The organism is Streptomyces sp. NBC_00083 (assembly GCF_026343295.1).
Classification (GTDB): domain Bacteria; phylum Actinomycetota; class Actinomycetes; order Streptomycetales; family Streptomycetaceae; genus Streptomyces.
Map to the genome: position 1 here is coordinate 1,227,427 of NZ_JAPELY010000001.1, position 20,483 is coordinate 1,247,909.

Genomic DNA, 20,483 nt, shown 5'->3' on the forward strand with positions numbered 1-20,483 from the left:
TCCCTGCCGGGGGTCCGGGGGTCCTCCTCCGGGAGACAGCAGCGTCAAGCCGTGCGCGGTGCGGGGGGAGACCCGCTCTACGTGGGGTCGGCCCGCTCTACACGATGGGGAAGTCAGTGCTTCTGAAAACCTTCGGCTGGTCATTCGTGATCACCGCGATCGGCTTGGCCCTGGCCGTGCTCTACGACGGCTGGACAGCGCTCGGGGTCGTCGCCATCCTGGCGGTCCTCGAAATCTCGCTGTCCTTCGACAACGCGGTGGTCAACGCCGGAATCCTGAAGAAGATGAATGCCTTCTGGCAGAAGATCTTCCTCACGGTCGGCGTCCTGATCGCCGTGTTCGGCATGCGCCTGCTCTTCCCCGTCGTCATCGTGGCCATCAGCGCCAAGATCGGCCCCATCGACGCCGTCGACCTGGCGCTCAACGACGCCGACCGCTACCAGCAGCTGGTGACCGACGCACACCCGTCGATCGCCGCCTTCGGTGGCATGTTCCTGTTCATGATCTTCCTCGACTTCATCTTCGAGGACCGTGACATCAAGTGGCTCGCGTGGCTGGAGCGCCCGCTGGCCAAGCTCGGCAAGATCGACATGCTGTCGGTCTGCATCGCGCTGATCGCGCTGCTCGTCGCGTCCATGACGGTCGCCACCCACGCCCACCAGCACGGCGGCGGACACGTCGACAAGGCGCAGACGGTCCTGATCTCCGGTATCGCCGGCCTCATCACCTACCTCGTCGTCGGCGGCCTCTCCGGCTACTTCGAGAACCGTCTCGAAGAGGACGAGGAGCGCGAGCACGAGCAGGAGGAGGAGGCCAGGCGCACCGGCAGCAAGGTGTCCGCCGTGGCCATGGCTGGCAAGGCCGCCTTCTTCATGTTCCTCTACCTGGAGGTCCTGGACGCGTCGTTCTCCTTCGACGGCGTGATCGGCGCCTTCGCCATCACCAACGACATCGTCCTGATGGCGCTCGGCCTGGGCATCGGCGCGATGTACGTACGGTCGCTCACCGTCTACCTGGTCCGCCAGGGCACCCTGGACGACTACGTCTACCTGGAGCACGGAGCGCACTACGCGATCGGTGCGCTGGCCGTGATTCTGCTCGTCACCATCCAGTACGAGATCAACGACGTGATCACGGGTCTGGTCGGCGTGGTCCTCATCGCCTGGTCCTTCCTGTCCTCCGTGCGCCGCAACCGCCGCATCGAGGCCGCCGGCGGCGAGGACGCGGGCGACCGGGCGGAAGTGGGCTCCGGGGTGTGACCCCGGTGCTTCCGGAGCGCACGCCCCGGGGCGTGTGATCCGGCTCCGAATGAGGAACGCTCTCTGCGGGGCGGCCACGAGGCTTCGGCCTCACCGGCCGCCCCGCAGAGCTGTACGCGGAAGGAAGTCGTGCCGGCGGACCACCGCCGGCGCTGGTGTGCGGGGACAGTTCACGGACCTATGGGGTGGGGGCAATGGCGTTCTGGGACGGCCTGTGGCGAGGCAGGGCCTCACAGTTCGACTCGGGCAGCGCGGCGACCAACACGATCGAGCTGACCCGACGGCACAACACGGTCTCGCTCGGCAAGCAGGGTGCCAACACCGGCAGCCTGCGCGTCAACCTGTCGTGGCGGATGCGCACCTCGGACTTCGGGGGCAAGCCCGAGCAGAGCGGACGGCTGCTGCGCCACCCGCTCCAGTTCTTCAAGCCGGAGATGGTCCAGGGCCACACCCAGTCCATGGTCAACGTCGACCTCGACCTGGGCTGCCTCTACGAACTCCAGGACGGCACCAAGGGCGTGGTCCAGCCGCTCGGCAACTTCCTGGGCGCCACCAACAAGCCGCCCTACGTGGAGTGCAGCGGAGACGACCGCTTCGGTTCGGCCTCCGGCGAGACGGTCTTCGTCAACCTCGACCACCGGGACGAGATAAAGCGGCTGCTGATCTTCGTCTACATCTACGACCAGACCCCGGCCTTCGACCGCACCCACGCCAAGGTGACGCTCTACCCGAGCAACGGCCCGCGCATCGAGATCGAGCTCGACGAGCGCGCCCCCGAGGCCCGCTCCTGCGCCGTGGTCTCCATCGAGAACATCAAGGGCGACATGGTGGTGCGCCGCGAGGTGAAGTTCGTGTACGGCTTCCAGGCCGAGCTGGACCGCCTGTACGGCTGGGGCCTCCAGTGGGGCCGCGGCTACAAGACCAAGGCCTGAGCCGCGCCGCCCGCGCGCCGGTCCCTACGGGCGGATGAACTGCGGCCCCATGGGCGGCAGTACGAACGTGGGGTCCGGCGTCGGCGCCGGCACGGCGACGCCCTGCGGGTAGCCGTACGCGGGCTGCGGCGAGGTCGGCTGCGGATAGCCGTAGGCCGGCGGCTGCGCCGGGGGAGCGGGGTGCGGATAGCCGTACGCGGGCTGGGCGGCCTGCTGCGGCAGCGGCTGCGGCACGGACGGCGCGCTCGGCGCACCGGCAGCGCCCTCGCCGTCGTCCACCGAGATGCCGTACTCGGTGGCCAGACCCACCAGACCCGTCGGGTAGCCCTGGCCCACCGCGCGGAACTTCCACCCGTCGCCGCGGCGGTACAGCTCGCCGCAGATGATCGCGGTCTCCTCGCCGGTCTCCGGCTTCACGTCGAACAGCGCGAGCGGCTCCCCGCCCGACACCGCCGCGTCGAACAGCAGGATCCGCAGGTCGCGGACGGCGCGGAAGGTCGCCCCGTCCGACGAGGCGGTGATCAGCACCCGGTCGACGGACCGGTCGAGCGCCGCGAGATCGGCCTCGACGGTGTCGGTGAGGCCCTCCACCACCCGCTTCTTCGGCAGCCTGCGCACCAGTCCGGAGGGGTGGCGCGGCTGGTTGTAGAAGACGAAGTCCTCGTCGGAACGCACCCGGCCGTCGGCGGCGAGCAGCAGCGCCGAGGCATCCACGTCCGGGATGTCGGCGCCGGGCGACCAGCGGAGCACCGCCCGTACGGCCGGGGCGTCCAGCGGGACGTTCGATCCCTTCAGCATCGCGTGCGTCATGCCCGTCATCCTGCCTTCCCGCGCCCCCCTCGGACAACGCGGGGCCCGACCGGATCAGTCCCCCGGCGTACGCACGAGGCCGACGAGGCGTGCTGATGCAGATGAGTTACCTGAACTTCACGCACTTGGGGAACTCTTGACACGTGTTCCTACGTACTATTACCGGCCACCCAAATTCTCGGCCGTCCTGGCAGTACGGGGTATGTATATGCGTCATTTCGGGCACGTCCCGTCGGCTGTGCGGAAGGACCTCTTCCACCAGGAGCCCTGCGAATTCACCGCGGGCTCCTCCGCACGCGTGCTGTCGGCCGCCCTGGGCGCAACCCTCTACAGCCCGGCGACCCGGCCGTCCCTCGCCGACGACGTCCTGAAACAGGCTCGCCGCGGCGTCGTCTCCATGGTCCTCTGCCTGGAGGACTCGATCGACGACGCCGAGGTCGTGGCCGCCGAGGCCAACCTGGTCCGCCAGTTCGCCGACCTCGACGCCCGGGGCGAACAGACCCCGCTGCTCTTCGTGCGCGTCCGCGAGCCGCTCCAGATACCGGACCTGGTGCACCGCCTCGGCTCCTCCGCCCGGCTGCTCAGCGGCTTCGTCCTGCCGAAGTTCACCGAGGAGCGCGGCCTCGCCTTCCTCGAAGCGCTCACCAGCGCCGAGTCCGGGAGCGGGCGCCGCCTGTTCGCCATGCCGGTCCTCGAATCGCCCGAACTGCTCCACCTGGAGAGCCGCGCCGAGACCCTCGCGGGCATCGCGCGCACCGTGGAGAAGTACCGCGAGCGGATCCTCGCCCTCCGCCTCGGCGTCACCGACTTCTGCGCCGCCTACGGGCTGCGCCGCTCGCCCGACATGACGGCGTACGACGTCCACATCGTGGCCGGCGTCATCGCCGACGTGGTCAACATGCTCGGCCGCGCCGACGGCAGCGGCTTCACCATCACCGGCCCCGTATGGGAGTACTTCCGCCTCCAGGAGCGGATGTTCAAGCCCCAGCTGCGCCGCAGCCCCTTCCTCGAAGGGCACGCCGAGAAGCTGCGCACCACCCTCATCGAGCACGACCTCGACGGGCTGCTCCGCGAGATCGAGCTCGACCGGGCCAACGGCCTGCTGGGCAAGACGTGCATCCACCCCTCGCACGTGGTGCCCGTCCACGCCCTCTCGGTGGTCAGCCACGAGGAGTTCAGCGACGCCCAGGACATCCTGCGCCCCGACCGGGACGGCGGCGGGGTGCTGCGCTCGGCGTACACGAACAAGATGAACGAGGTGAAGCCGCACCGCGCCTGGGCCGAGCGCACCCTGCTGCGGGCCGAGGTGTTCGGCGTCGCCGCCGAGGACATCGGCTTCGTGGACCTGCTCACGGCGGGCCTCGCGGCATGACGCGACCAGGAGCAGGCCGCGCCGCCCGGCGAACCAGCGGGACGTCCCAGTGGATCGTCCCGGCAGAACGTCCCAACAGAAAGACACAGCATCGTGGTTGAGTGGTCGGGAACGTGGGTCGCCGAGCGGCTCGGAGTCGAGCTCGTCGGGGACGAGGACCTGAGCGGGCTGCTCGGCCTCGCCCTGCGCCGCAACCCCAAGCGCGCCCATCTGCTCGTCTCCAACGTCCTCGGCAAACACGTCCCGCAGAGCCCGTCAGTGGTGTGGCGCGCCGGATACCAACTGGGCCTGCGGGTCAGGGAGTTGCTCGGCGACGAAACGGCCGCGCGGGCCGTGGTGCTCGGGTACGCCGAGACCGCGACCGGCCTCGGCCACTCGGTCGCCGACGGCCTGGCCCTCGCCCCCTGCCTCCACTCGACGCGCCGGCCGGTCCACGGCGTGGCCACGGCGGGCGGCTTCGAGGAGTCCCACTCCCACGCCACCTCCCACCTGCTGCTCCCCGAAGACCCCCGACTCCTCGCGGGGCAGGGCCCGTTGGTCCTCGTCGACGACGAGTTCTCGACCGGCAACACGGTCCTCAACACCATCCGTGACCTGCACGCCCGCCACCCGCGCGACCACTATGTGATCGTCGCCCTCGTCGACATGCGCTCCCCGCAGGACCGCGACCGCCTCACCGCCTTCGCGCGGGAGACCGGCGCCCGCGTCGACCTGATCGCCTCGGCGTCGGGCACGGTGCGGCTGCCGGAGGGGGTCCTGGAGAAGGGGCGGGCGCTGGTGGCGGAGTACGAGGCGGAGGACCCGGGACATCTGCCGTCCGAGCGCAGTGCCCAGCCCCTCGGCTCCCTCACGCGCGTGGACCTCGGCTGGCCCGCGGGCCTGCCCGACGGCGGCCGGCACGGATTCACCCCGGACCACCGGGCGGAGCTGGAGGCGGCGCTGCCCGCCATGGCGGCGAGGCTGGCCGGAGCGCTCGGCGGCGCCGCCGAGCCCCCGCGCCGTGTGCTCGTCCTCGGCTTCGAGGAGCTGATGTACGCGCCGCTGCGCCTGGCCGTCGCGTTCGAAGAACGCGGCGGGGCCGAGGTCCGCTACTCCACGACGACCCGCTCGCCCGTGCTCGCGGTCGACGACCCCGGCTACGCCATCCGCACCCGCCTCGCCTTCCCGGCGCACGACGACCCGGCCGACGGTCCCGGCGAGCGGTACGCGTACAACGTCGCGGGCGGCGGCTTCGACGCGGTCGTGGCGGTCGTCGACTCCGCCGCCGACACCGCGCAACTGCACGCACCCGACGGCCTGTTGGCGCGGCTCGCCGCCCACATCCCGCACGTCGTCCTCGCCGTACTGCCCTCGTACGTACCCCAAGGTGCCCCCATGCCCGAGCCGCTGCGCGGTCCCGCCTTCTCCTCCTACGCGCCCGACGAGGTGGGGTGGCTGCTCAAGGACCTGTCCGGGGTCGAGCTCGAAGCCCCCACCGAGGAGCGCGAGGAGGCCATCCAGAGCGGCGGCGCCCACTACGCGGAGTCGCTGCCGGTCGAGTACCAGCCGAGCCCGCAGTACCAGGAGCTGTTCCGGGCCGCGCTCGACGCCTCGGCGCCCCGGATTGCGCGGGCCGTCGGCGTGGTCACCGAGACGGTGCTCGCCGAGCTCCCCCAACGCCGTAGGCGCCGGGGGGACGCCCATCCGCGCCCGGTGCTCGTCTCGCTCGCCCGTGCCGGCACACCCGTGGGCGTCCTGATGCGCCGCTGGGCCCAGCACCGGCACGGCCTGGACCTGCCGCACTACGCGGTCTCCATCGTGCGCGGCCGGGGCATCGACCCCAACGCGCTGCGCTGGCTCGCCGCCCACCACGACCCGGCCGACGTCGTGTTCGTCGACGGGTGGACCGGCAAGGGCGCCATCACCCGCGAACTGGCCGCCGCGATCGGCGAGTTCCCCGAGTTCGCCGGGTTCGTGCCGGACGTCGCGGTGCTCGCCGACCCCGGCTCCTGCGTGCGCACGTACGGCACCCGCGAGGACTTCCTGATCCCGTCCGCATGCCTCAACTCGACGGTGTCCGGGCTGATTTCGCGCACCGTGCTGCGCCAGGACCTCATAGGCCCCGGCGATTTCCACGGGGCCAAGTTCTACCGCGAGCTGGCCGGCGCCGACGTCTCGGGCGCCTTCCTCGACGCGGTCTCGGCGCGCTTCGACGAGGTCGGCGACGACGTGGACCGCGCGGCGAAGGAGCTGCGCGACACGGACCGCACCCCGAGCTGGGAGGGGTGGGCGGCGGTCGAGCGGATCAGCGAGGAGTACGGCATCCACGACGTCAACCTGGTCAAGCCGGGCGTCGGCGAGACCACCCGGGTGCTCCTCCGCCGGGTCCCCTGGAAGATCCTCGCCGGGCGGGGCGCCGGGGCCGACCTCGACCACGTCAGGCTGCTCGCCGAGCAGCGCGGCGTGCCGGTGGAGGAGGTGGACGGGCTTCCGTACAGCTGTGTCGGCCTGATCCACCCGCGGTTCACGCGGGGCGCGACCGGCGCCGACGGCAAGGCGGTGGCCGCCAAGTGAGCACGCCGCCCGTGCTGGTCGCCAGCGACCTCGACCGCACCCTGATCTACTCCGCCGGAGCCCTCGCCCTCACCATGCCCGACGAGCGGGCGCCGCGGCTGCTCTGCGTCGAGGTGTACGAGCACAAGCCCCTCTCGTACGTCACGGAGGAGGCGGCGCGGCTGCTCACGGAGGTGAAGTCGGCGACGGTCTTCGTGCCCACCACGACCCGCACGCGCGCACAGTACGAGCGGATCCGACTGCCCGGCCCCGCCTCGCCGTTCGCGATCTGCGCCAACGGCGGCCACCTGCTCGTCGACGGCGTGTCCGATCCGGAGTGGGCCGGCGCGGTGGCGGCCCGCATCGCCGCCGAGTGCGCCCCGCTCGACGAGGTGCGCGCGCGGCTGCGGACCACCGCCGACCCGCGGTGGCTGCGCAAGGAGCGGACCGCGGAGGACCTTATCGCCTACCTCGTGGTCGAGCGCGAGCTGCTGCCCGAGTCGTGGGTGAAGGAGTTCGTGGCCTGGGCCGAGCCGCGCGGCTGGACGGTCTCCCTCCAGGGCCGCAAGATCTACGCCGTCCCGAAGCCGCTCACCAAGAGCGCGGCGATGCGGGAGGTCGCCCGGCGCACCGGGGCGCGGCTGACGCTGGCCGCGGGGGACTCGCTCCTGGACGCCGACCTGTTGCTCGCCGCCGACCTGGGCTGGCGCCCCGGCCACGGCGAACTCGCCGACGCGGGCTGGCAGGCGCCGGGCACCGAGGCGCTCGCCGAGCGCGGGGTGCTCGCCGGCGAGGAGATCCTGCGGCGCTTCCTGACCCGCGCCGCTCACTGACGCAAAACGATCGGAAGGCGCCACGGGCCCGGGTACGGTCGCCGCATGACCAAGGGAAACAGCACCAAGATCACGGACGAGCTGTACGCCTACATGCTGGCCCACAACCCGCCGCTCGACGCGGTGCAGCGGGACCTGGTGGAGACCACGTACGCCCGCCTCCCCGACCACGCGGGCATGCAGTCGGCCGAGGAGCAGGGTCCGCTCCTCGCCTTCCTGGTGCGCCTGGTGAACGCGCGGCACGTGGTGGAGGTGGGCACCTTCACGGGCTTCTCCGCCCTCGCGATGGCGCAGGCCCTGCCGGCCGACGGCAAGCTGATCGCCTGCGACATCTCGGAGGAGTGGACGGCGTACGGCAAGGAGGCGTGGGCGAAGGCGGGTGTCGCGGACCGCATCGACCTGCGGATCGCGCCGGCACTCGACACGCTGCGGGCGATGCCGGCGGAGCCGCACATCGATTTCGCCTATCTGGACGCGGACAAGGGGAACTACATCGCGTACTGGGAGGAGTTGGTGCCGCGGCTGCGGCCGGGCGGCCTGATCGCCACGGACAACGTGCTCTTCCACGGGGCGGTGCTGGATCCGGAGGTGGGGGGTGCGGCCGGGGGGATCCGGGCGTTCAACGAGCATGTGGCGGGGGATGGGCGGATGGACAGCGTGCTGCTGACGGTGGCGGACGGGTTGACGCTCTCGCGCAAGCGGTAGCGGAGCTTGCGGCGCGGCGCGGCGCGGCTCGGCTCGGCTTGCGCAGTTCCCCGCGCCCCTGGGTGGGCTGCCCTCGGCAGGGTGGCCGGCATGGGCATCCTCAGCTACCCCGGCCCGTGCGGGCCACCTCAGCCCGTCCGGCTGTTCGCCCCAGGCCTGTGCGGCCACCTCAGCCCGTCCGACTGTTCGCCCCAGGCCTGTGCGGCCATCTCAGCCCGTCCGACTGTTAGCCCCAGGCCTGTGCGGCCACCTCAGCCCGTCCGGCGTTTGAGGACGAGCGCCCTTCAGGCGCGAACCGGGGTCTGGGGCGGAGCCCCAGGGGCCCGGCCTCAGAGTGCGGACCGTGCTGGGTCACCCGCGCAGTTCCCCGCGCCCCTGTAGGGCACCCGGTGCCGAGCTGGCGGCGCGGGGTCAGCCGCAGCAGCCGCCTCCGCAGCAGCCGCCGCCACCCCCGTCACCACCCGCGGACGGCGCCGCGGAGCCACCCACCGCCACCGCGGACAGCAGCTTCACCGTGTCGGCGTGGCCCACCGGGCACACCGCCGGCGCGGCGGACTCCGCCATCGGACGGCTGAGTTCGAACGTGTCGCCGCACGACCGGCAGCGGTATTCATAGCGAGGCATGGCCCCAGAGTAAGCCGTACCGGGAGCCGTCTGGCGGCCCCGGGCGGGGTGCCGGGGCGGGTCAGACGTCCTCGTGGACCTCGTGGCGGGCCTTCCAGTACGGGTTGTCGTGCGGCAGGAACCCGGTGACACGGCCGTACATGCCGAACACCATCAGAATCAGGCCGACCACGAAGCTGAACAGCACGTTCTGCATTTTGAAGGCCAGGAAGTTGTGCGTGGTGTCGAGCAGCGCCAGGTTCACGAAACCGCTGATCAGGAACAGCACGCCCAGCACGATGTTGAGGGTGGAGGCGAAGTTGCCGCCCCGGACCATCCCGTACAGGAGCAGCAGGCCGACCACGATGGACACCACGCTCAGCGCGCCGTTGGTGCTCAGGCCGGCGACCGTGTCACCGCCCGTGTCGAAGAAGCCGATCTGGTGGACCAGGCCGAGGATGCCGAAGACCAGCAGGGCGAGGCCCATGACTCCGGCGCTGAGGCGGTAGACCTGGTTGAGCCGGTGGTCCACCGGCAGGTGCTCGTTGAGCGAGACCCGGCTGTGGTTGAACCTCTGCGAGATCGTATGGGTGGCCATGGTGGAGGCCCTCCTCATCCCTAGGCACGCACGGCGTACGGCCCCCGGGCAGGTACCCGGGCGTACGTATTCCAGGGTGCGCCCGGGTATCGCGCGCAACAACTCAGCCGGGGCCGGTCAGGCGCCGTGGCCCCGCTCCTCGCGGATCCTGGCCACCACCTGCGCCACCGTCTGCCGCACCGCCTCGGTCTCCGTGAGGAAGTGCCAGTAGTCGGGGTGGCGCCCCTCCAGCGTGGCGATCGCCCGGTCCAGACGCGCCACCGAGTCGTCCAGGGGCCGGGCGTGCCGCGGCTCCGGGGTGGCGCGGCCGGACATCGCCAGGCGCTGGGCGTCGCGGATCGCGAACCGGGTGCGCTCGATCTCCTGCTGCGGGTCCTTCGCCACCGCGTCGAGCCGGCGCAGCCGGTCCCCGGCGGCCGAGACCGCCTCGTCGGTGGTGTTGAGCAGCGCCCGTACCGTACTCAGCCGTGCCGTCGCGTCCGCCCAGCGCTGCTCCGCGCGCGCCGCGGCGGCCTCCTTCAGTTTGTCCTCGGCCTGCCGTACGGAGACGGCGGCCTGCTCCGGGACCTGCTGGAGGTCCTGCCAGCAGGCGGCGGCGAACCGGCGGCGCAGCTCGCTCAGGACCGGATCGACCTGGCCGGCCCGGGTGGTGAGGGCCTGGGCGCGGGTGCGCAGCGAGACCAGCCGGCGGTCTATCTCGGCGGCCTTCTCGGGCAGCTGCCCGGCCTCGGCGCGCAGCGCCTCCGCGTCGCGCAGCACCCGGTCGGCGCGCTGGATCGTCTCGGGCACGCCGTGCTGTCCGGCGCCCTGGTTGAGCTTGGTCAGCTCCGGGCCGAGGGCGGCGAGCCGCGCCGCGAGCTCGTCGGCCCGCAGCCCCGAAGCGCGCACGGCGTCGAGCGCGGTGCTGGCGCCGAGCAACGCGTGCTTGGCCCGCTCCACGGCGGGGGCGAGCCGGGCGAGCTGGGCCTCGGCGGTGTCGAGGAGCGGACGCAGGCTCTGCTCGAACCGGTCGAGCTCGCCCTTCACCCGCACCAGTTCGTCCTTGGCAGCGGTCAGCTCCGTCCGCGCCCGCGCGGCGACGGAGGCGTCGAGGTCGTCGCGGTCGAGGTCGTGGGCGTCGACCGCGGTGATGTACTGGTTCGATACCTCGTCGATACGGCGCCCGAGTGCCGCGAAGTCGTCGACGGCCTTGCGGCCCGCGGGCGAACCGTCCACCGCCGTGATCGTCTCGATCGAGATCCGCAGGTCGCGCTGGGCGGTGTCGAGTTCGTAGAACGCGGCCGCCGCGGCGTCCTTGGCGGCCTGCGCGTCGGCCCGCACGCTCTCGCTGCGCCCGCCGAACCAGCGCCGCGTGCCGCCCCCGGCGAACGCCCCGGGCAGCACCGCGGCGCCGAGCACCACGGGAAACGCCATGAGCGCCAGCACGTCCCGGACGGTGGCACCCGCTCTGCTGTACGGCCGCGCGTGTGTCGCCGTCACATCCCTCTCCCGTGCTGTGTCGCCTGCCCGGTCCATTCTCCCACCAGGTAAGGACGAACACACGGCCCGGTCAGTTCACGCTTGTCCCCCAGTTCTCGACGGGCTCCCGGAGCGAGGTGCCTCGGACGGCCCGAGAACGGACCGGATCGGAGGGGACGGGACGGGACCGGATCGGACGGGGCGAGGCGGGGCGGGGAGCCCCGGGGCTTCGGGCCCCGCCGCCTCAGCTGTGCCGGATGGTGACCCGGCCGTCGTCGCTGCGCGCGCTCAGTACGTGCGTACTGGAGTCGGACCGGTCCACATTCACATCGACGCGGCCGTCATCGGACCGTGCGGCGACCTTGTACGTAGCCCGGGGTACGGAGAGGTCCACGCGGCCGTCGTCGCTGGTGGCCACCACGCTGTCCGGGACGACTGCGAACGTCAGCGCCACGCGCCCGCTGTCCGAGCCGGCCCGCACGCTCCTCGCGCGGATGCCCTCGCCGTCGATCCGGCCGTTGTCGCTGGTCACGTCCAGCGGCCCGGAGGAGTCCTTGACCGTGACCCGGCCGTTGTCGCAGGCGATCTTCAGCGGGGTGTCGAACCCGCTCGCCTCGACCCGGCCGTCGGCGTCGTGCACGGTGACCGCCACCCCGCGCGGCACCTTCACGGTGTGCCGGGCCTCGCAGTTCTTGATCACCCCGCCGCACTTCACGGTGAGGTTCAGGGTGTGGCCGTCCAGCGCCCAGCTCGCGTCGGGCCCGCTGCCGAAGACGGCCCAGCCGTCCACCTGGCGGTCGACCTCGACGTCCTTGACGTCGGAGGGCGTCACGACGAGCGTGGAGGCTCCGGCCTCGATGGTCAGCGCCTGCCCGGCGAAGGCGAAGTTCTTGTGCTCGACGGGAGCGTCCGACGCGTCCGAACTCCCGCACCCCGTGAGCGCGAACGCGAGCAGCCCGGCCCCGCCGGCGGCGAGCAGCGTGGAGCGACGGCGAAACGCCATGGTGATCTTCCCCCTGTGTGCCCCGCGGCCATGTGCCGCGTGCGGGCCGTTCGGCCGCACCCCCACGCTAGGCACTCCCGCCCCCGCCCGCCCTGGAGCCTGCCTCCGAACCCGCCCTGGTGCCAGCACCACCCCCGGCCCGCCCCCGTCCGCCCCGGAATCGGGTTTGCGGCGGCACCCCGTGGGCCATGTACGCTGTTCCTCCATCCACGGGTGTGTAGCTCAGGGGTAGAGCGCTGCTCTTACAAAGCAGATGTCGGCGGTTCGAAACCGTCCACGCCCACCGGTAGTAAGCGCAGGCGAGAGCCTGTTGAGGCCCTCCAGCCGTGATCGGCTGGGGGGCCTTTGCGTGCCCGCGGGCCGGCCCTTCCGTGGGTCAAGCCGGGCGCGGGGAAAGGCCGTTGATCGTCTGTTCCGCACCGCGACCCGGCGGATAGAGTCCCGACGCGCGGGGGCCCCGGTGCCGGGTCCCGGGACACGGTGGCGGAGGGAGAGCTCATGACGGTGACGGTCGGTCGGGCGGGGGAGGCGGACGCCGGGGTGATCGCGGTGCTCCTGGGGGAGATCGAGGCGTACTACGGGGGCTCGCCCGCCCCCGGTGACCTCGGCCGGATCCGTGCCGCCCTGTTCTGCGAACACCCCGCCGCCACCGTGCTGCTGGCCCGCGAAGGCGACGACGTGCTCGGCTTCGCCTCGTACTCGCGGCTGTGGCCGGCCTCGGGCGCCGACACCTCGCTCTACCTCAAGGAGCTCTACGTACGAGAGTCGGCGCGTCGGCGCGGCGTGGCCGGGATGCTCATGGCGCGGCTCCGCGAGGAGGCCACCGCAGCCGGGTGTACCCGGGTCGAGTGGACGGCGGATCTCGACAACCCGCCGGCGCTGGCGTTCTACGCGGCGCTGGGTGCGGTGCCCCGGGACGGGAAGGTGCTCTACCGGGTCGGGAAGTAGCGGCGCGGACCGCCCCGGCCCCGTCGCCGGACCTCAGCGGGAAGCCCCGTCAGTGGGTGCGGACGGGGCTTCACGGCGGCGCCGCAGCGGGCTCGGGGAAACGCTCGACGCCGGTTTCCGGCGGGCCAGGAGCGGGGGAGGACGCCGCCGGATGGCTGAGATTACGCCTGTGGTTGGCTGAAATGTAACCCCTGTGCGGGGTGAGACTTAAGCCGTCGCGCGGGGCCTGCTGGAGTGGAGCGGATCATGGATGTGCGGCGGGATCTGCGGGCGGCGTACGAACGCGCCCGCGCGAGCAAGCCCAGTTACGCGGAGGTCGGCGCTACCGGCGGCCCCCGGATGCCGGGGCCGGAGAACGGGTACCGGGTCTTTCGGCGCCGGATCACGGTCGGGTACGGAGCGGAGACGTTCGAGCGGGCCGGAGCGTACGTGCTGACGTGGGGCGTCCAGCGCGGCGCGGGCTTCGGGGTCTATCCGGGGCGGACCCCAACACCCGCGCCCCCGGCCGCACCCGGAACCCCGACCGCACCCGGCATGCCCACCGCGCCCACCGCCCCCGCCACACCCACCGCCCCCGGCGACACCGCGCTCGTCATTCTGCGGGCGGCCCCGTTCCGGTTTCCTCGGCTTGTCATCCCCTGTCGCGTCGTGTGGACCGTGCGGTCCGCCGAGCGGATCGGGTTCGCCTACGGGACCCTGCCGGGACATCCCGAGTGCGGGGAGGAGTCGTTCGTCGTGGGGCGGGAGGCGGACGGGCTCGTCTGGTTCGAGGTCGCCGCCTTCTCGCGGCCTGCGCGCTGGTACGCCCGGCTCGGCGGGCCCTTCACGCGCCTGCTCCAGGATCTGGCCACCCGGCGCTACCTCCGGGCCGTGGCCGCCGCTGCCGTACGCCGCTGACGGGAGGGAACGCGTCCCCCGCGGATCACGTCCCCCAGGGAGGTGTGAGGGCGGACGGCGTGCGATGGCACACTGGCCGCTCGTTCGGTGAAGGCGGGGAAGGGAAGCTTGTCGTGGCGATGATGCGGAATCTGCGGAGGGTGGTGCGCCGCGCCTACCGCAGGAGCGTCGACCTCAGCCACCCCGCGCGCTCGCCGCTGGGGAGCGCCGTCGTCAACTGCGCCGTGTACATCGACGGCGTACGGCAGCAGGACGACGGGCCCGTGGAGGAGGCGCTGCGGCGCGTGCGCAAGACCGGCGGCGGCGCCTTCGTCTGGATCGGGCTGCACGAGCCGACCGAGGCGGAGTTCGCCGGGCTCGCCGAGCTGTTCGGGCTGCACCCGCTCGCCGTCGAGGACGCCGTCACCGCGCATCAGCGCCCCAAGGTCGTCCCGTACGACGACACGCTGTTCTCGGTCTTCAAGACGTGCCGGTACGTCGAGCACGAGGAACTGACCGCCACCAGCGAGGTGGTGGACACCGGCGAGCTGATGGTGTTCACCGGGGCCGACTTCGTCATCACCGTCCGGCACGGCATGAACGGCTCGCTCGGGCCGCTGCGGGAAGCCCTCGAATGTGAGCGCGAGCAGCTCACCAAGGGCCCGTCCGCGGTGCTGCACGCCCTCCTCGACCAGGTCGTCGACGAGTACGTCGAGGTCGCCGATGCCATGCAGGGCGACCTGGACGCCGTCGAGACCGCCGTCTTCGCCGAGAACGCCGGACGCGGCGACGCCGGGCGGATCTACCAGCTCAAGCGCGAAGTCCTCGAACTGAAACGGGCGGTGGCACCGCTCGGCCGGCCGCTGCAGAAGCTCGCGGGCGAAGCGATCCCCTCCGTCGACCCCGGGATCAGGCCGTACTTCCGTGACGTGGCGGACCATCTGCTGCGCACCACCGAGCAGATCGCCTCCTTCGACGGCCTGCTCGACTCGATACTCCAGGCGCACCTCGCCCAGGTGACCGTCGCCCAGAACGAGGACATGCGGAAGATCACGGCATGGGCCGCCATCGTCGCCGTACCGACCATGGTGTGCGGCATCTACGGGATGAACTTCGACAACATGCCCGAACTGCACTGGCGGTACGGCTACTTCATGGCGCTCGGCCTCATGGCGGTGGCCTGCTTCGTCATCCACCGCGGGTTCCGCCGCAACGGCTGGCTGTAGCCGGCCGGCCGGCCAGGTCCTGGCCACGGCCGGACGGAACCGGCCGGACGCACCCGGCCGGCCCGATCAGTCGCGGTGGCGCGACACGCCCTGCCGCTCGCGCCGGTAGCGGCGCTCCCAGCGGTCCATGCGGTCACGTCGCGCGCGGTAGGCGCGGTAGGTCGCGTCCGGGCGGGCGGCGCCGCCGGTGGTGGCGGACGAGCCGCCGCCCGAGCGGCGCCGGGCGCCGAACAGGACGGCCGCGGCGGCCACCCAGAACGCGATGCTGCCGAGGCCGAGGCCGAATCCGTAGAGGGTCAGGGCGAGAAGGATCATCCAGAGGAACATGACGGGTCCCGTCCGTGAAGGGCGGTTCGAGAGCTTTCCCGGCTCCCGAGCGGTGACCCCAAATTACTGTGCGGCAGGGGGAGTTGGCGCGTGAGTTAATGCGCCACCGCCCGGCGCGGACGGGCCGCCCCGCCCTCATTCCGCGTTGCGGCGGCTCTCCGCGAGGCCGCGCAGGCGCTCCATGTCGCGCCGGTCGCGCTTGGTCGGCCGGCCGAGGCCGCGGTCCCGTACGCCCGCCGCGAGGGCGTCCGCGCGGACCGGCGGCGGGGGGCTCTTGTCGATGTACGCCTCCGCCGCGACCGGGGCGCCGACCCGCTTGCGCAGCAGCTGGACGACCTTCACGATCCGCTCGCGCCCTTCGAGGCGCACCCGCACCTCGTCGCCGGTCTTCACCAGGTGCGAGGCCTTCACCCGCTCACCGTTCACATGGACGTGCCCGGCCCGGCAGGCCGTGCCCGCCTGGGAGCGCGTCTTGGTGAGCCGGACCGACCAGATCCAGCTGTCGACGCGCACGGGGCCGGTGCCGGGACCGCTGCCCTTGCCCTTGCCGTTCACTGCTTCCGCCATGGCCCCGACTCTAGACGGCGCCCCCGGCGCGGCCTCGCGGATTTCGGCCGGGAAAGCCGGGCTCGGGCCGTTGTCAGTGGTGTCGGTCACACTGGGGGCATGTGCAGAAGCATCAAGACACTGAGGCCGCCGGCGATGCCGGAGGAGGCCACCGAGGACGACATCAGGGCCGCGGCCCTTCAGTACGTGCGGAAGGTGTCCGGGTTCCGGGCGCCGGCCGCGCACAACAGGGAGGTGTTCGAGCGCGCGGTGGACGAGATAGCGGAGGCGACCCGCGAGCTCCTGGCCGGGCTCGAAATCCGGGGCGCGGGAGCGGGCGCGAAGAGTTCGGCCTGAGCGCCGCCCCAGGAGGCCGAGGCCGAGGCCGAGGTCGAGGTCGAGGTCGTTCCCTGGGTCGGGAAAGTCAGGAGGCCGGGGCCGGGGAAGGCGCCGGGGCCGGGCGCTTCACGACGTACGCCGCGAGGGCGCCCGCCGCGAACAGGGCGAGGAGCGAGACGGCCGTGCCCAGCCAGGTCGCGCCGAGCCACTGGCCGCCGAAGTAGCCGAGGCCCACGCTGTAGGTCGCCCAGGCCACGCCCGCAAGCGCCGACCAGGGCAGGAACTCGCGGACCTTGCGCTGCGCGGCGCCCGCGCCGAGGGAGACGACGGAGCGCCCGGCGGGGGCGAAGCGCGCGATGACGACCAGGCCGCCGCCGCCCCGGCTCAGCGCGATGCCGAGTCGTTCCTGCGCCCGGGTCAGGCGGCGCGAGCGGGCGATCGCGCGCTCCAGCCGGGCGCCGCCCCGCCGTGCCAGGCGGTACGCGATCAGATCGCCGAGGACGGAGGCCGTGGCGGCGCACGCGGCGAGGACGAGCAGATCGGCGTGGCCGGCCCGGGTGGCGTCCCCGGCTCCGGCCGCGGTCGCCGAGCCGGCGGCCGTCGTCGCCGCCGTGATCACGAGCACCCCGCTGGGGAGGACGGGGAGGAAGACGTCGAGCAGTACGGAGAGGGCGACCACGGCGTAGATCCAGGGGCTCGACGTGAGCGCCCCCACACTCTCCAGCACGTTCGCTCCTCTGCGGCTTGTCGATTCCCCGGACGGTGAATACCGCGGTGTCGCGGGGAAGCGGCAGGGGCGGCGGTACAGCCGTACAGCGTACGCCCGGACCTGCGAGGGTTTCCGCCAGGGGTGGCGGGGTGACGGTGCGGCATGCCGCTGCCCGGAGTCCGGGGACGGGACTCCGGGCAGGAGGCGGTGCGTTGGGGCGCGAGCGGCGGCCGGTGCGCCGGGCTCAGGCGGCGACGGTCTCGCGCTGGGTCTCCGCGGCCGGGCGGTCGGTGCGGCGGGCGCCGAGGAGTTGGTCGAGGGCGAGGGCGCCGGGTCCGGTGAAGACGAGGAGCAGGAAGGCCCAGCAGTACATCACGGAGGGCTCGCCGCCGTTCTGCAGCGGGAGCAGCGCGTGGGCCTGGTGGACGCTGAAGTAGGCGTACGCCATGGAGCCCGAGGAGATCAGGGCGGCGGGGCGGGTGAAGAGGCCGAACAGCACCAGGATGCCGCCGGCGAGCTGGATCACCGCGGCGTACCAGCCGGGCCAGGTGCCGGCGGGGATGGAGCCGCCGCCCATCGTGCCGCCGAAGACGCCGAAGAGGGACGCCGCGCCGTGGCAGGCGAAGAGGAGGCCGATGACTATGCGGAACAGGGCGAGCGCGTAGGGGCGCGCGCTCGCGGCGTCGAGCGTGGGGGAAGCCATGGGGGCTCCTTCGGTTGGGGACGTGACCGATGGGGTCCACAGGTTAGGCAGGCCTCACTAGTGCTTGCAAGTTCAACATAATTAATAGCTTGTTTCATCCGGCTGAATTGAGCCAGGAGGGGCGGCGGGGGTGAGTGGGCGGTCGAGAACCGTCGTCAATGGGGCTGGACCAATGCGGCGTCGCCGGTTCCGACGGGCCTGTTCGAGCCGCAGGCGCGCGGAACGGCCGTGCAGCGTAAGGGTCATGAGCTGATTGCCGAACCAAGGCCCGCCGGTCCTGCGCCAGTCGAGCACCGGCTGTACCACTCGCCCGTGCCGTTCGAGAGCGCGCCCCAGCAGGCGCCCCAGGCGGCTCCAGCCGAAGCGGAATCCGGCCCGTACGGGGGCCGGAACCGTGTTGTGGACGGGCGAACACGTCAACTGAGCGACGTAGGAGGCGGGTTGAGGCGCCACATTTGGCCAGAAGGGCTCCGCCACGTAAGCGTGGTGCACATCACCCGACAGGACCGCGATGGTGGCCGGGGCGCCGGGCCCCGACCCGACGCGGGCGATCAGATCGGCGAGGAGGGTGAACGAGGCGGGAAACGCGGCCCAGTGCTCCAGATCGGCCCGGCGCCGCAGCCTCTCGCCGGCCCGTGCCCAGCGCGGCCCGCGCGAGCCCGCGCACAGCGCCGCGTTCCAGCCCTCCGCGTCATGGATGAGCGGCGGAAGCAGCCAGGGCAGCGAGGTGCCGATCAGGAGGTGGTCGCAGGAGCCCGCCGCGTCGAGGAGCTGGTCGCGCAGCCACCGCGCCTCGCCGGCGTCGAGCATGGCCCGCCGGTCCTCGTCCAGGACGCGGGCCGCCCGCGAGTCCACCATCACGAGCCGGGTGCGGCCGAAGTCGCGCCGGTAGCTCCAGCGCACGGCCGCCGGGTCGGCGTCGGCCCGCGCTGCGAAGGAGCGCAGCGCCTCCGTGCCGTCCGGGGCGCCGCACACCGCCGCGTACAACGGGTCGGCGTCGAGCTCGGCGGGGGAGAGGTTGCCCAGGTGCTGGTAGACCCAGTACGACATGAGCCCGCTGAGCACCCGCTCCTGCCACCAGGGCGTGGCCCGCATCCCGGCGAGCCAGGCGGCGCTGGTGTTCCAGTCGTCGATCACGTCGTGGTCGTCGAAGATGTGACAGCTCGGCACCGTGGAGAGCAGCCACCGCACCTCCGGGTCGCGCCAGGACTCGTCGTACAGCCGGGTGTACTCCTCGTACTCCGCGACCTCGGCGCCCGGCGCGTCCCGCAGGTCCCGGCGGGCGGCCAGCCAGCGCCGGGTGTCCGCCGAGACGCTGTCGGCGTACACCTGGTCGCCCAGGAGCAGCAGCACATCGGGCCGCTCCGCCGCCGGACCGGCCGCGAGCCGCGCCGCGAGGGCGTCCAGCGCGTCGGTGCCGGTGGGGTCGGGCGCGCGGCGGCACGAGCCGAACGTGACGCGCAGTGCGGTCGCCCCCGCCACGGGAACGGCCAGCGTGCTCGGCGGGAAGCCGGAGCCGGGCTCCGGCCACACCGGCCGCCCGTCGAGCAGCACCTCGTACGCGGTGGTGGTGCCCGGCGTCAGGCCCGTCACCGGGACCAGCGCGTAGTGGTGGCCCGCGATCTGGAACGTGCGCGCGCTGCCCCGGGCGCCGTCGGCACAGCGCACCCGGGCCGTGCACGGCCGGTCGGTCTCGACCCAGACCGTGGCGCCGCCGCACGGATCCAGGTACCGCAGCAGCGGACCCAGGCGAAGCCCGGCCATGGAACCCCCTCGGTCACCGGTCCGTTCGTACGGTACGGAACGGACCGGGTACGCGACAGGGCGTCGGTGAAGCCGAGGTCAACCGTTTCTGCGTCAGCAGCCGTTGAGGATGGACTGGAGGGTGGACTTCTCGGCGGAGTCGACCGTGAGGCTGTAGTAGTGCTTCACGTCGACCCACATCCGCGCGTACGTGCAGCGGTAGGAGGTGAGCGAGGGCAGCCACTTGGCCGGGTCCTTGTCGCCCTTGGACTGGTTGACGTTGTCGGTGACCGCGATCAGCTGGGGCCGGGTCAGGTCGTTGGCGAAGCCCTGGCGCTGCGGGGTGGTCCAGGCGCTCGCGCCCGAGCGCCAGGCCTCGGCGAGCGGCACGATGTGGTCGATGTCCACGTCGGACGAGGCGGTCCAGGTGGCGCCGTCGTAGGCGGAGTACCAACTGCCGCTGGTGGCCGCGCAGCTGGAGTCCGTCGTCACGTTGGTGCCGTCGCGCTTGAGGACGACCTCGCGGGTGTTGCAGGTGCCGGACTGGGTGATCCAGTGCGGGAACTTGTCGCGGCTGTACCCCGTCAGCGAACCCTCCGCCTTCACGGTCAGCTCGCCCAGATAGGTGCGGGCGGTGGCGGCGCTCACCGGGGTGGGCGGCGCGGCCTCGGCGGCCGGGGCCGTGATCAGCGCACCCGCCGCGGCGAGCGCGGCGGTGGCGGCGAAGACGGCCGTGCGACGCGCGTAGACGCGGGGCATGCGAAGAGCTGTGGCACCTGACATGCGAACTCCCTTGATGTGGGGGGAACTTGACCGGCCGTGCGAAAGGGCGGTCCGGCCAGCGTGGCGGCGCCGGGTTGCCTGGGGATGGGCGCCAGGTAACAGCGTGGCGACATGGTCACGTCAGATCAAGACTTCGGACGACACTGCCGCCGCCGACCTGACGCACCGTCTCCCCGCG

At 72.5% G+C, this 20,483-nt stretch carries 21 protein-coding genes and 1 tRNA gene; 11 read left to right on the forward strand and 11 right to left on the reverse strand.

Going from position 1 to position 20,483, the window contains the following annotated elements:
- Positions 1–116: 116 nt before the first annotated feature.
- Positions 117–1,259: a DUF475 domain-containing protein gene (locus OOJ98_RS05260; RefSeq protein WP_267053429.1), complete on the forward strand. Its 1,143-nt coding sequence runs from the start codon at positions 117–119 to the stop codon at positions 1,257–1,259.
- A 194-nt stretch (positions 1,260–1,453) separates the two neighbouring features.
- Entirely contained in the window at positions 1,454–2,191 is a 738-nt protein-coding gene (locus tag OOJ98_RS05265; RefSeq protein WP_267053430.1) for a Tellurium resistance, read from the forward strand.
- A 24-nt stretch (positions 2,192–2,215) separates the two neighbouring features.
- Here OOJ98_RS05265 and OOJ98_RS05270 read toward each other — a convergent pair whose 3' ends face one another.
- Positions 2,216–3,001 carry a TerD family protein gene (locus tag OOJ98_RS05270; RefSeq protein ID WP_267053431.1) on the reverse strand — a complete coding sequence of 262 codons (786 nt, stop codon included), beginning with the start codon at positions 2,999–3,001 and terminating at the stop codon, positions 2,216–2,218.
- A 208-nt stretch (positions 3,002–3,209) separates the two neighbouring features.
- Here OOJ98_RS05270 and OOJ98_RS05275 point away from each other — a divergent pair, with 208 nt between their 5' ends.
- The 4 genes from OOJ98_RS05275 (at position 3,210) to OOJ98_RS05290 (ending at position 8,443) form a co-directional block, all read left to right on the forward strand.
- Positions 3,210–4,373, forward strand: coding sequence for an HpcH/HpaI aldolase/citrate lyase family protein (locus OOJ98_RS05275; protein WP_267053432.1), 1,164 nt, complete (start codon positions 3,210–3,212; stop codon positions 4,371–4,373).
- Between the two features lie 93 nt (positions 4,374–4,466).
- On the forward strand, positions 4,467–6,926 hold the full coding sequence (locus OOJ98_RS05280; protein WP_267053433.1) for a phosphoribosyltransferase: 2,460 nt from the start codon (positions 4,467–4,469) through the stop codon (positions 6,924–6,926).
- Positions 6,923–7,738, forward strand: a complete 816-nt coding sequence (locus OOJ98_RS05285) for an HAD family hydrolase (protein ID WP_267053434.1) — start codon at positions 6,923–6,925, stop codon at positions 7,736–7,738. Before OOJ98_RS05280 ends, OOJ98_RS05285 begins: the two co-directional genes overlap by 4 nt.
- A 45-nt stretch (positions 7,739–7,783) precedes the next feature.
- The gene (locus OOJ98_RS05290; protein WP_267053435.1) at positions 7,784–8,443 is read left to right on the forward strand and encodes an O-methyltransferase; all 660 of its coding nucleotides are present in this window, start codon (positions 7,784–7,786) and stop codon (positions 8,441–8,443) included.
- A gap of 411 nt (positions 8,444–8,854) precedes the next feature.
- Here the strand turns inward: OOJ98_RS05290 and OOJ98_RS05295 are convergent, their stop codons facing one another.
- From OOJ98_RS05295 to OOJ98_RS05310, 4 genes are all read right to left on the reverse strand, one after another.
- Positions 8,855–9,067: a zinc ribbon domain-containing protein gene (locus OOJ98_RS05295; RefSeq protein ID WP_267053436.1), complete on the reverse strand. Its 213-nt coding sequence runs from the start codon at positions 9,065–9,067 to the stop codon at positions 8,855–8,857.
- A 61-nt stretch (positions 9,068–9,128) separates the two neighbouring features.
- Complete coding sequence (locus tag OOJ98_RS05300) at positions 9,129–9,644, reverse strand: DUF4383 domain-containing protein (RefSeq protein ID WP_267053437.1); 516 nt, start codon at positions 9,642–9,644, stop codon at positions 9,129–9,131.
- A 117-nt stretch (positions 9,645–9,761) separates the two neighbouring features.
- On the reverse strand, positions 9,762–11,123 hold the full coding sequence (locus OOJ98_RS05305; protein ID WP_267053438.1) for a hypothetical protein: 1,362 nt from the start codon (positions 11,121–11,123) through the stop codon (positions 9,762–9,764).
- Between the two features lie 223 nt (positions 11,124–11,346).
- Positions 11,347–12,105 carry a DUF4097 family beta strand repeat-containing protein gene (locus OOJ98_RS05310; protein ID WP_267053439.1) on the reverse strand — a complete coding sequence of 253 codons (759 nt, stop codon included), beginning with the start codon at positions 12,103–12,105 and terminating at the stop codon, positions 11,347–11,349.
- A 211-nt stretch (positions 12,106–12,316) separates the two neighbouring features.
- On the opposite strand from OOJ98_RS05310, the gene OOJ98_RS05315 reads away from it, so the two are divergent.
- From OOJ98_RS05315 to OOJ98_RS05330, 4 genes are all read left to right on the forward strand, one after another.
- Positions 12,317–12,388, forward strand: a tRNA-Val gene (locus OOJ98_RS05315).
- A 215-nt stretch (positions 12,389–12,603) separates the two neighbouring features.
- Positions 12,604–13,053 carry a GNAT family N-acetyltransferase gene (locus OOJ98_RS05320; RefSeq protein ID WP_267053440.1) on the forward strand — a complete coding sequence of 150 codons (450 nt, stop codon included), beginning with the start codon at positions 12,604–12,606 and terminating at the stop codon, positions 13,051–13,053.
- A gap of 246 nt (positions 13,054–13,299) precedes the next feature.
- Positions 13,300–13,950: a DUF1990 family protein gene (locus OOJ98_RS05325; protein WP_267053441.1), complete on the forward strand. Its 651-nt coding sequence runs from the start codon at positions 13,300–13,302 to the stop codon at positions 13,948–13,950.
- A gap of 119 nt (positions 13,951–14,069) precedes the next feature.
- The gene (locus tag OOJ98_RS05330) at positions 14,070–15,155 is read left to right on the forward strand and encodes a magnesium and cobalt transport protein CorA (protein ID WP_267055526.1); all 1,086 of its coding nucleotides are present in this window, start codon (positions 14,070–14,072) and stop codon (positions 15,153–15,155) included.
- A gap of 66 nt (positions 15,156–15,221) precedes the next feature.
- Here OOJ98_RS05330 and OOJ98_RS05335 read toward each other — a convergent pair whose 3' ends face one another.
- Together OOJ98_RS05335 and OOJ98_RS05340 are read right to left on the reverse strand one after the other, a co-directional pair.
- Positions 15,222–15,470, reverse strand: coding sequence for a hypothetical protein (locus tag OOJ98_RS05335; protein WP_267053442.1), 249 nt, complete (start codon positions 15,468–15,470; stop codon positions 15,222–15,224).
- A gap of 147 nt (positions 15,471–15,617) precedes the next feature.
- Positions 15,618–16,049, reverse strand: coding sequence for an RNA-binding S4 domain-containing protein (locus OOJ98_RS05340; protein WP_323177880.1), 432 nt, complete (start codon positions 16,047–16,049; stop codon positions 15,618–15,620).
- A 99-nt stretch (positions 16,050–16,148) separates the two neighbouring features.
- Between OOJ98_RS05340 and OOJ98_RS05345 the strand changes: the two genes are divergently transcribed.
- Positions 16,149–16,385: a DUF2277 domain-containing protein gene (locus OOJ98_RS05345; RefSeq protein ID WP_267053443.1), complete on the forward strand. Its 237-nt coding sequence runs from the start codon at positions 16,149–16,151 to the stop codon at positions 16,383–16,385.
- 67 nt (positions 16,386–16,452) lie between these two features.
- Here OOJ98_RS05345 and OOJ98_RS05350 read toward each other — a convergent pair whose 3' ends face one another.
- The 4 genes from OOJ98_RS05350 to OOJ98_RS05365 all read right to left on the reverse strand — a co-directional run bounded on the left by OOJ98_RS05350 (position 16,453) and on the right by OOJ98_RS05365 (position 20,281).
- A complete protein-coding gene (locus OOJ98_RS05350) occupies positions 16,453–17,094 on the reverse strand; it encodes a DedA family protein (protein WP_267053444.1) in 642 nt (213 codons plus the stop codon).
- Between the two features lie 226 nt (positions 17,095–17,320).
- Complete coding sequence (locus tag OOJ98_RS05355) at positions 17,321–17,779, reverse strand: DoxX family protein (protein ID WP_267053445.1); 459 nt, start codon at positions 17,777–17,779, stop codon at positions 17,321–17,323.
- 81 nt (positions 17,780–17,860) lie between these two features.
- Positions 17,861–19,543, reverse strand: a complete 1,683-nt coding sequence (locus tag OOJ98_RS05360; protein WP_267053446.1) for an alkaline phosphatase D family protein — start codon at positions 19,541–19,543, stop codon at positions 17,861–17,863.
- 93 nt (positions 19,544–19,636) lie between these two features.
- Complete coding sequence (locus OOJ98_RS05365) at positions 19,637–20,281, reverse strand: HNH endonuclease family protein (protein WP_267055527.1); 645 nt, start codon at positions 20,279–20,281, stop codon at positions 19,637–19,639.
- Positions 20,282–20,483: the final 202 nt, after the last annotated feature.

Coding starts and splice junctions, on each gene's coding strand:
- OOJ98_RS05310 (WP_267053439.1), bottom strand. CDS start 12,105: ATGGCGTTTCGCCGTCGCTCCACGCTGCTCGCCGCCGGCGGGGCCGGG.
- OOJ98_RS05355 (WP_267053445.1), bottom strand. CDS start 17,779: ATGGCTTCCCCCACGCTCGACGCCGCGAGCGCGCGCCCCTACGCGCTC.
- OOJ98_RS05320 (WP_267053440.1), top strand. CDS start 12,604: ATGACGGTGACGGTCGGTCGGGCGGGGGAGGCGGACGCCGGGGTGATC.
- OOJ98_RS05345 (WP_267053443.1), top strand. CDS start 16,149: ATGTGCAGAAGCATCAAGACACTGAGGCCGCCGGCGATGCCGGAGGAG.
- OOJ98_RS05300 (WP_267053437.1), bottom strand. CDS start 9,644: ATGGCCACCCATACGATCTCGCAGAGGTTCAACCACAGCCGGGTCTCG.
- OOJ98_RS05365 (WP_267055527.1), bottom strand. CDS start 20,281: ATGCCCCGCGTCTACGCGCGTCGCACGGCCGTCTTCGCCGCCACCGCC.
- OOJ98_RS05340 (WP_323177880.1), bottom strand. CDS start 16,049: ATGGCGGAAGCAGTGAACGGCAAGGGCAAGGGCAGCGGTCCCGGCACC.
- OOJ98_RS05330 (WP_267055526.1), top strand. CDS start 14,070: ATGATGCGGAATCTGCGGAGGGTGGTGCGCCGCGCCTACCGCAGGAGC.
- OOJ98_RS05270 (WP_267053431.1), bottom strand. CDS start 3,001: ATGACGCACGCGATGCTGAAGGGATCGAACGTCCCGCTGGACGCCCCG.
- OOJ98_RS05325 (WP_267053441.1), top strand. CDS start 13,300: ATGGATGTGCGGCGGGATCTGCGGGCGGCGTACGAACGCGCCCGCGCG.
- OOJ98_RS05335 (WP_267053442.1), bottom strand. CDS start 15,470: ATGATCCTTCTCGCCCTGACCCTCTACGGATTCGGCCTCGGCCTCGGC.
- OOJ98_RS05290 (WP_267053435.1), top strand. CDS start 7,784: ATGACCAAGGGAAACAGCACCAAGATCACGGACGAGCTGTACGCCTAC.
- OOJ98_RS05360 (WP_267053446.1), bottom strand. CDS start 19,543: ATGGCCGGGCTTCGCCTGGGTCCGCTGCTGCGGTACCTGGATCCGTGC.
- OOJ98_RS05275 (WP_267053432.1), top strand. CDS start 3,210: ATGCGTCATTTCGGGCACGTCCCGTCGGCTGTGCGGAAGGACCTCTTC.
- OOJ98_RS05265 (WP_267053430.1), top strand. CDS start 1,454: ATGGCGTTCTGGGACGGCCTGTGGCGAGGCAGGGCCTCACAGTTCGAC.
- OOJ98_RS05295 (WP_267053436.1), bottom strand. CDS start 9,067: ATGCCTCGCTATGAATACCGCTGCCGGTCGTGCGGCGACACGTTCGAA.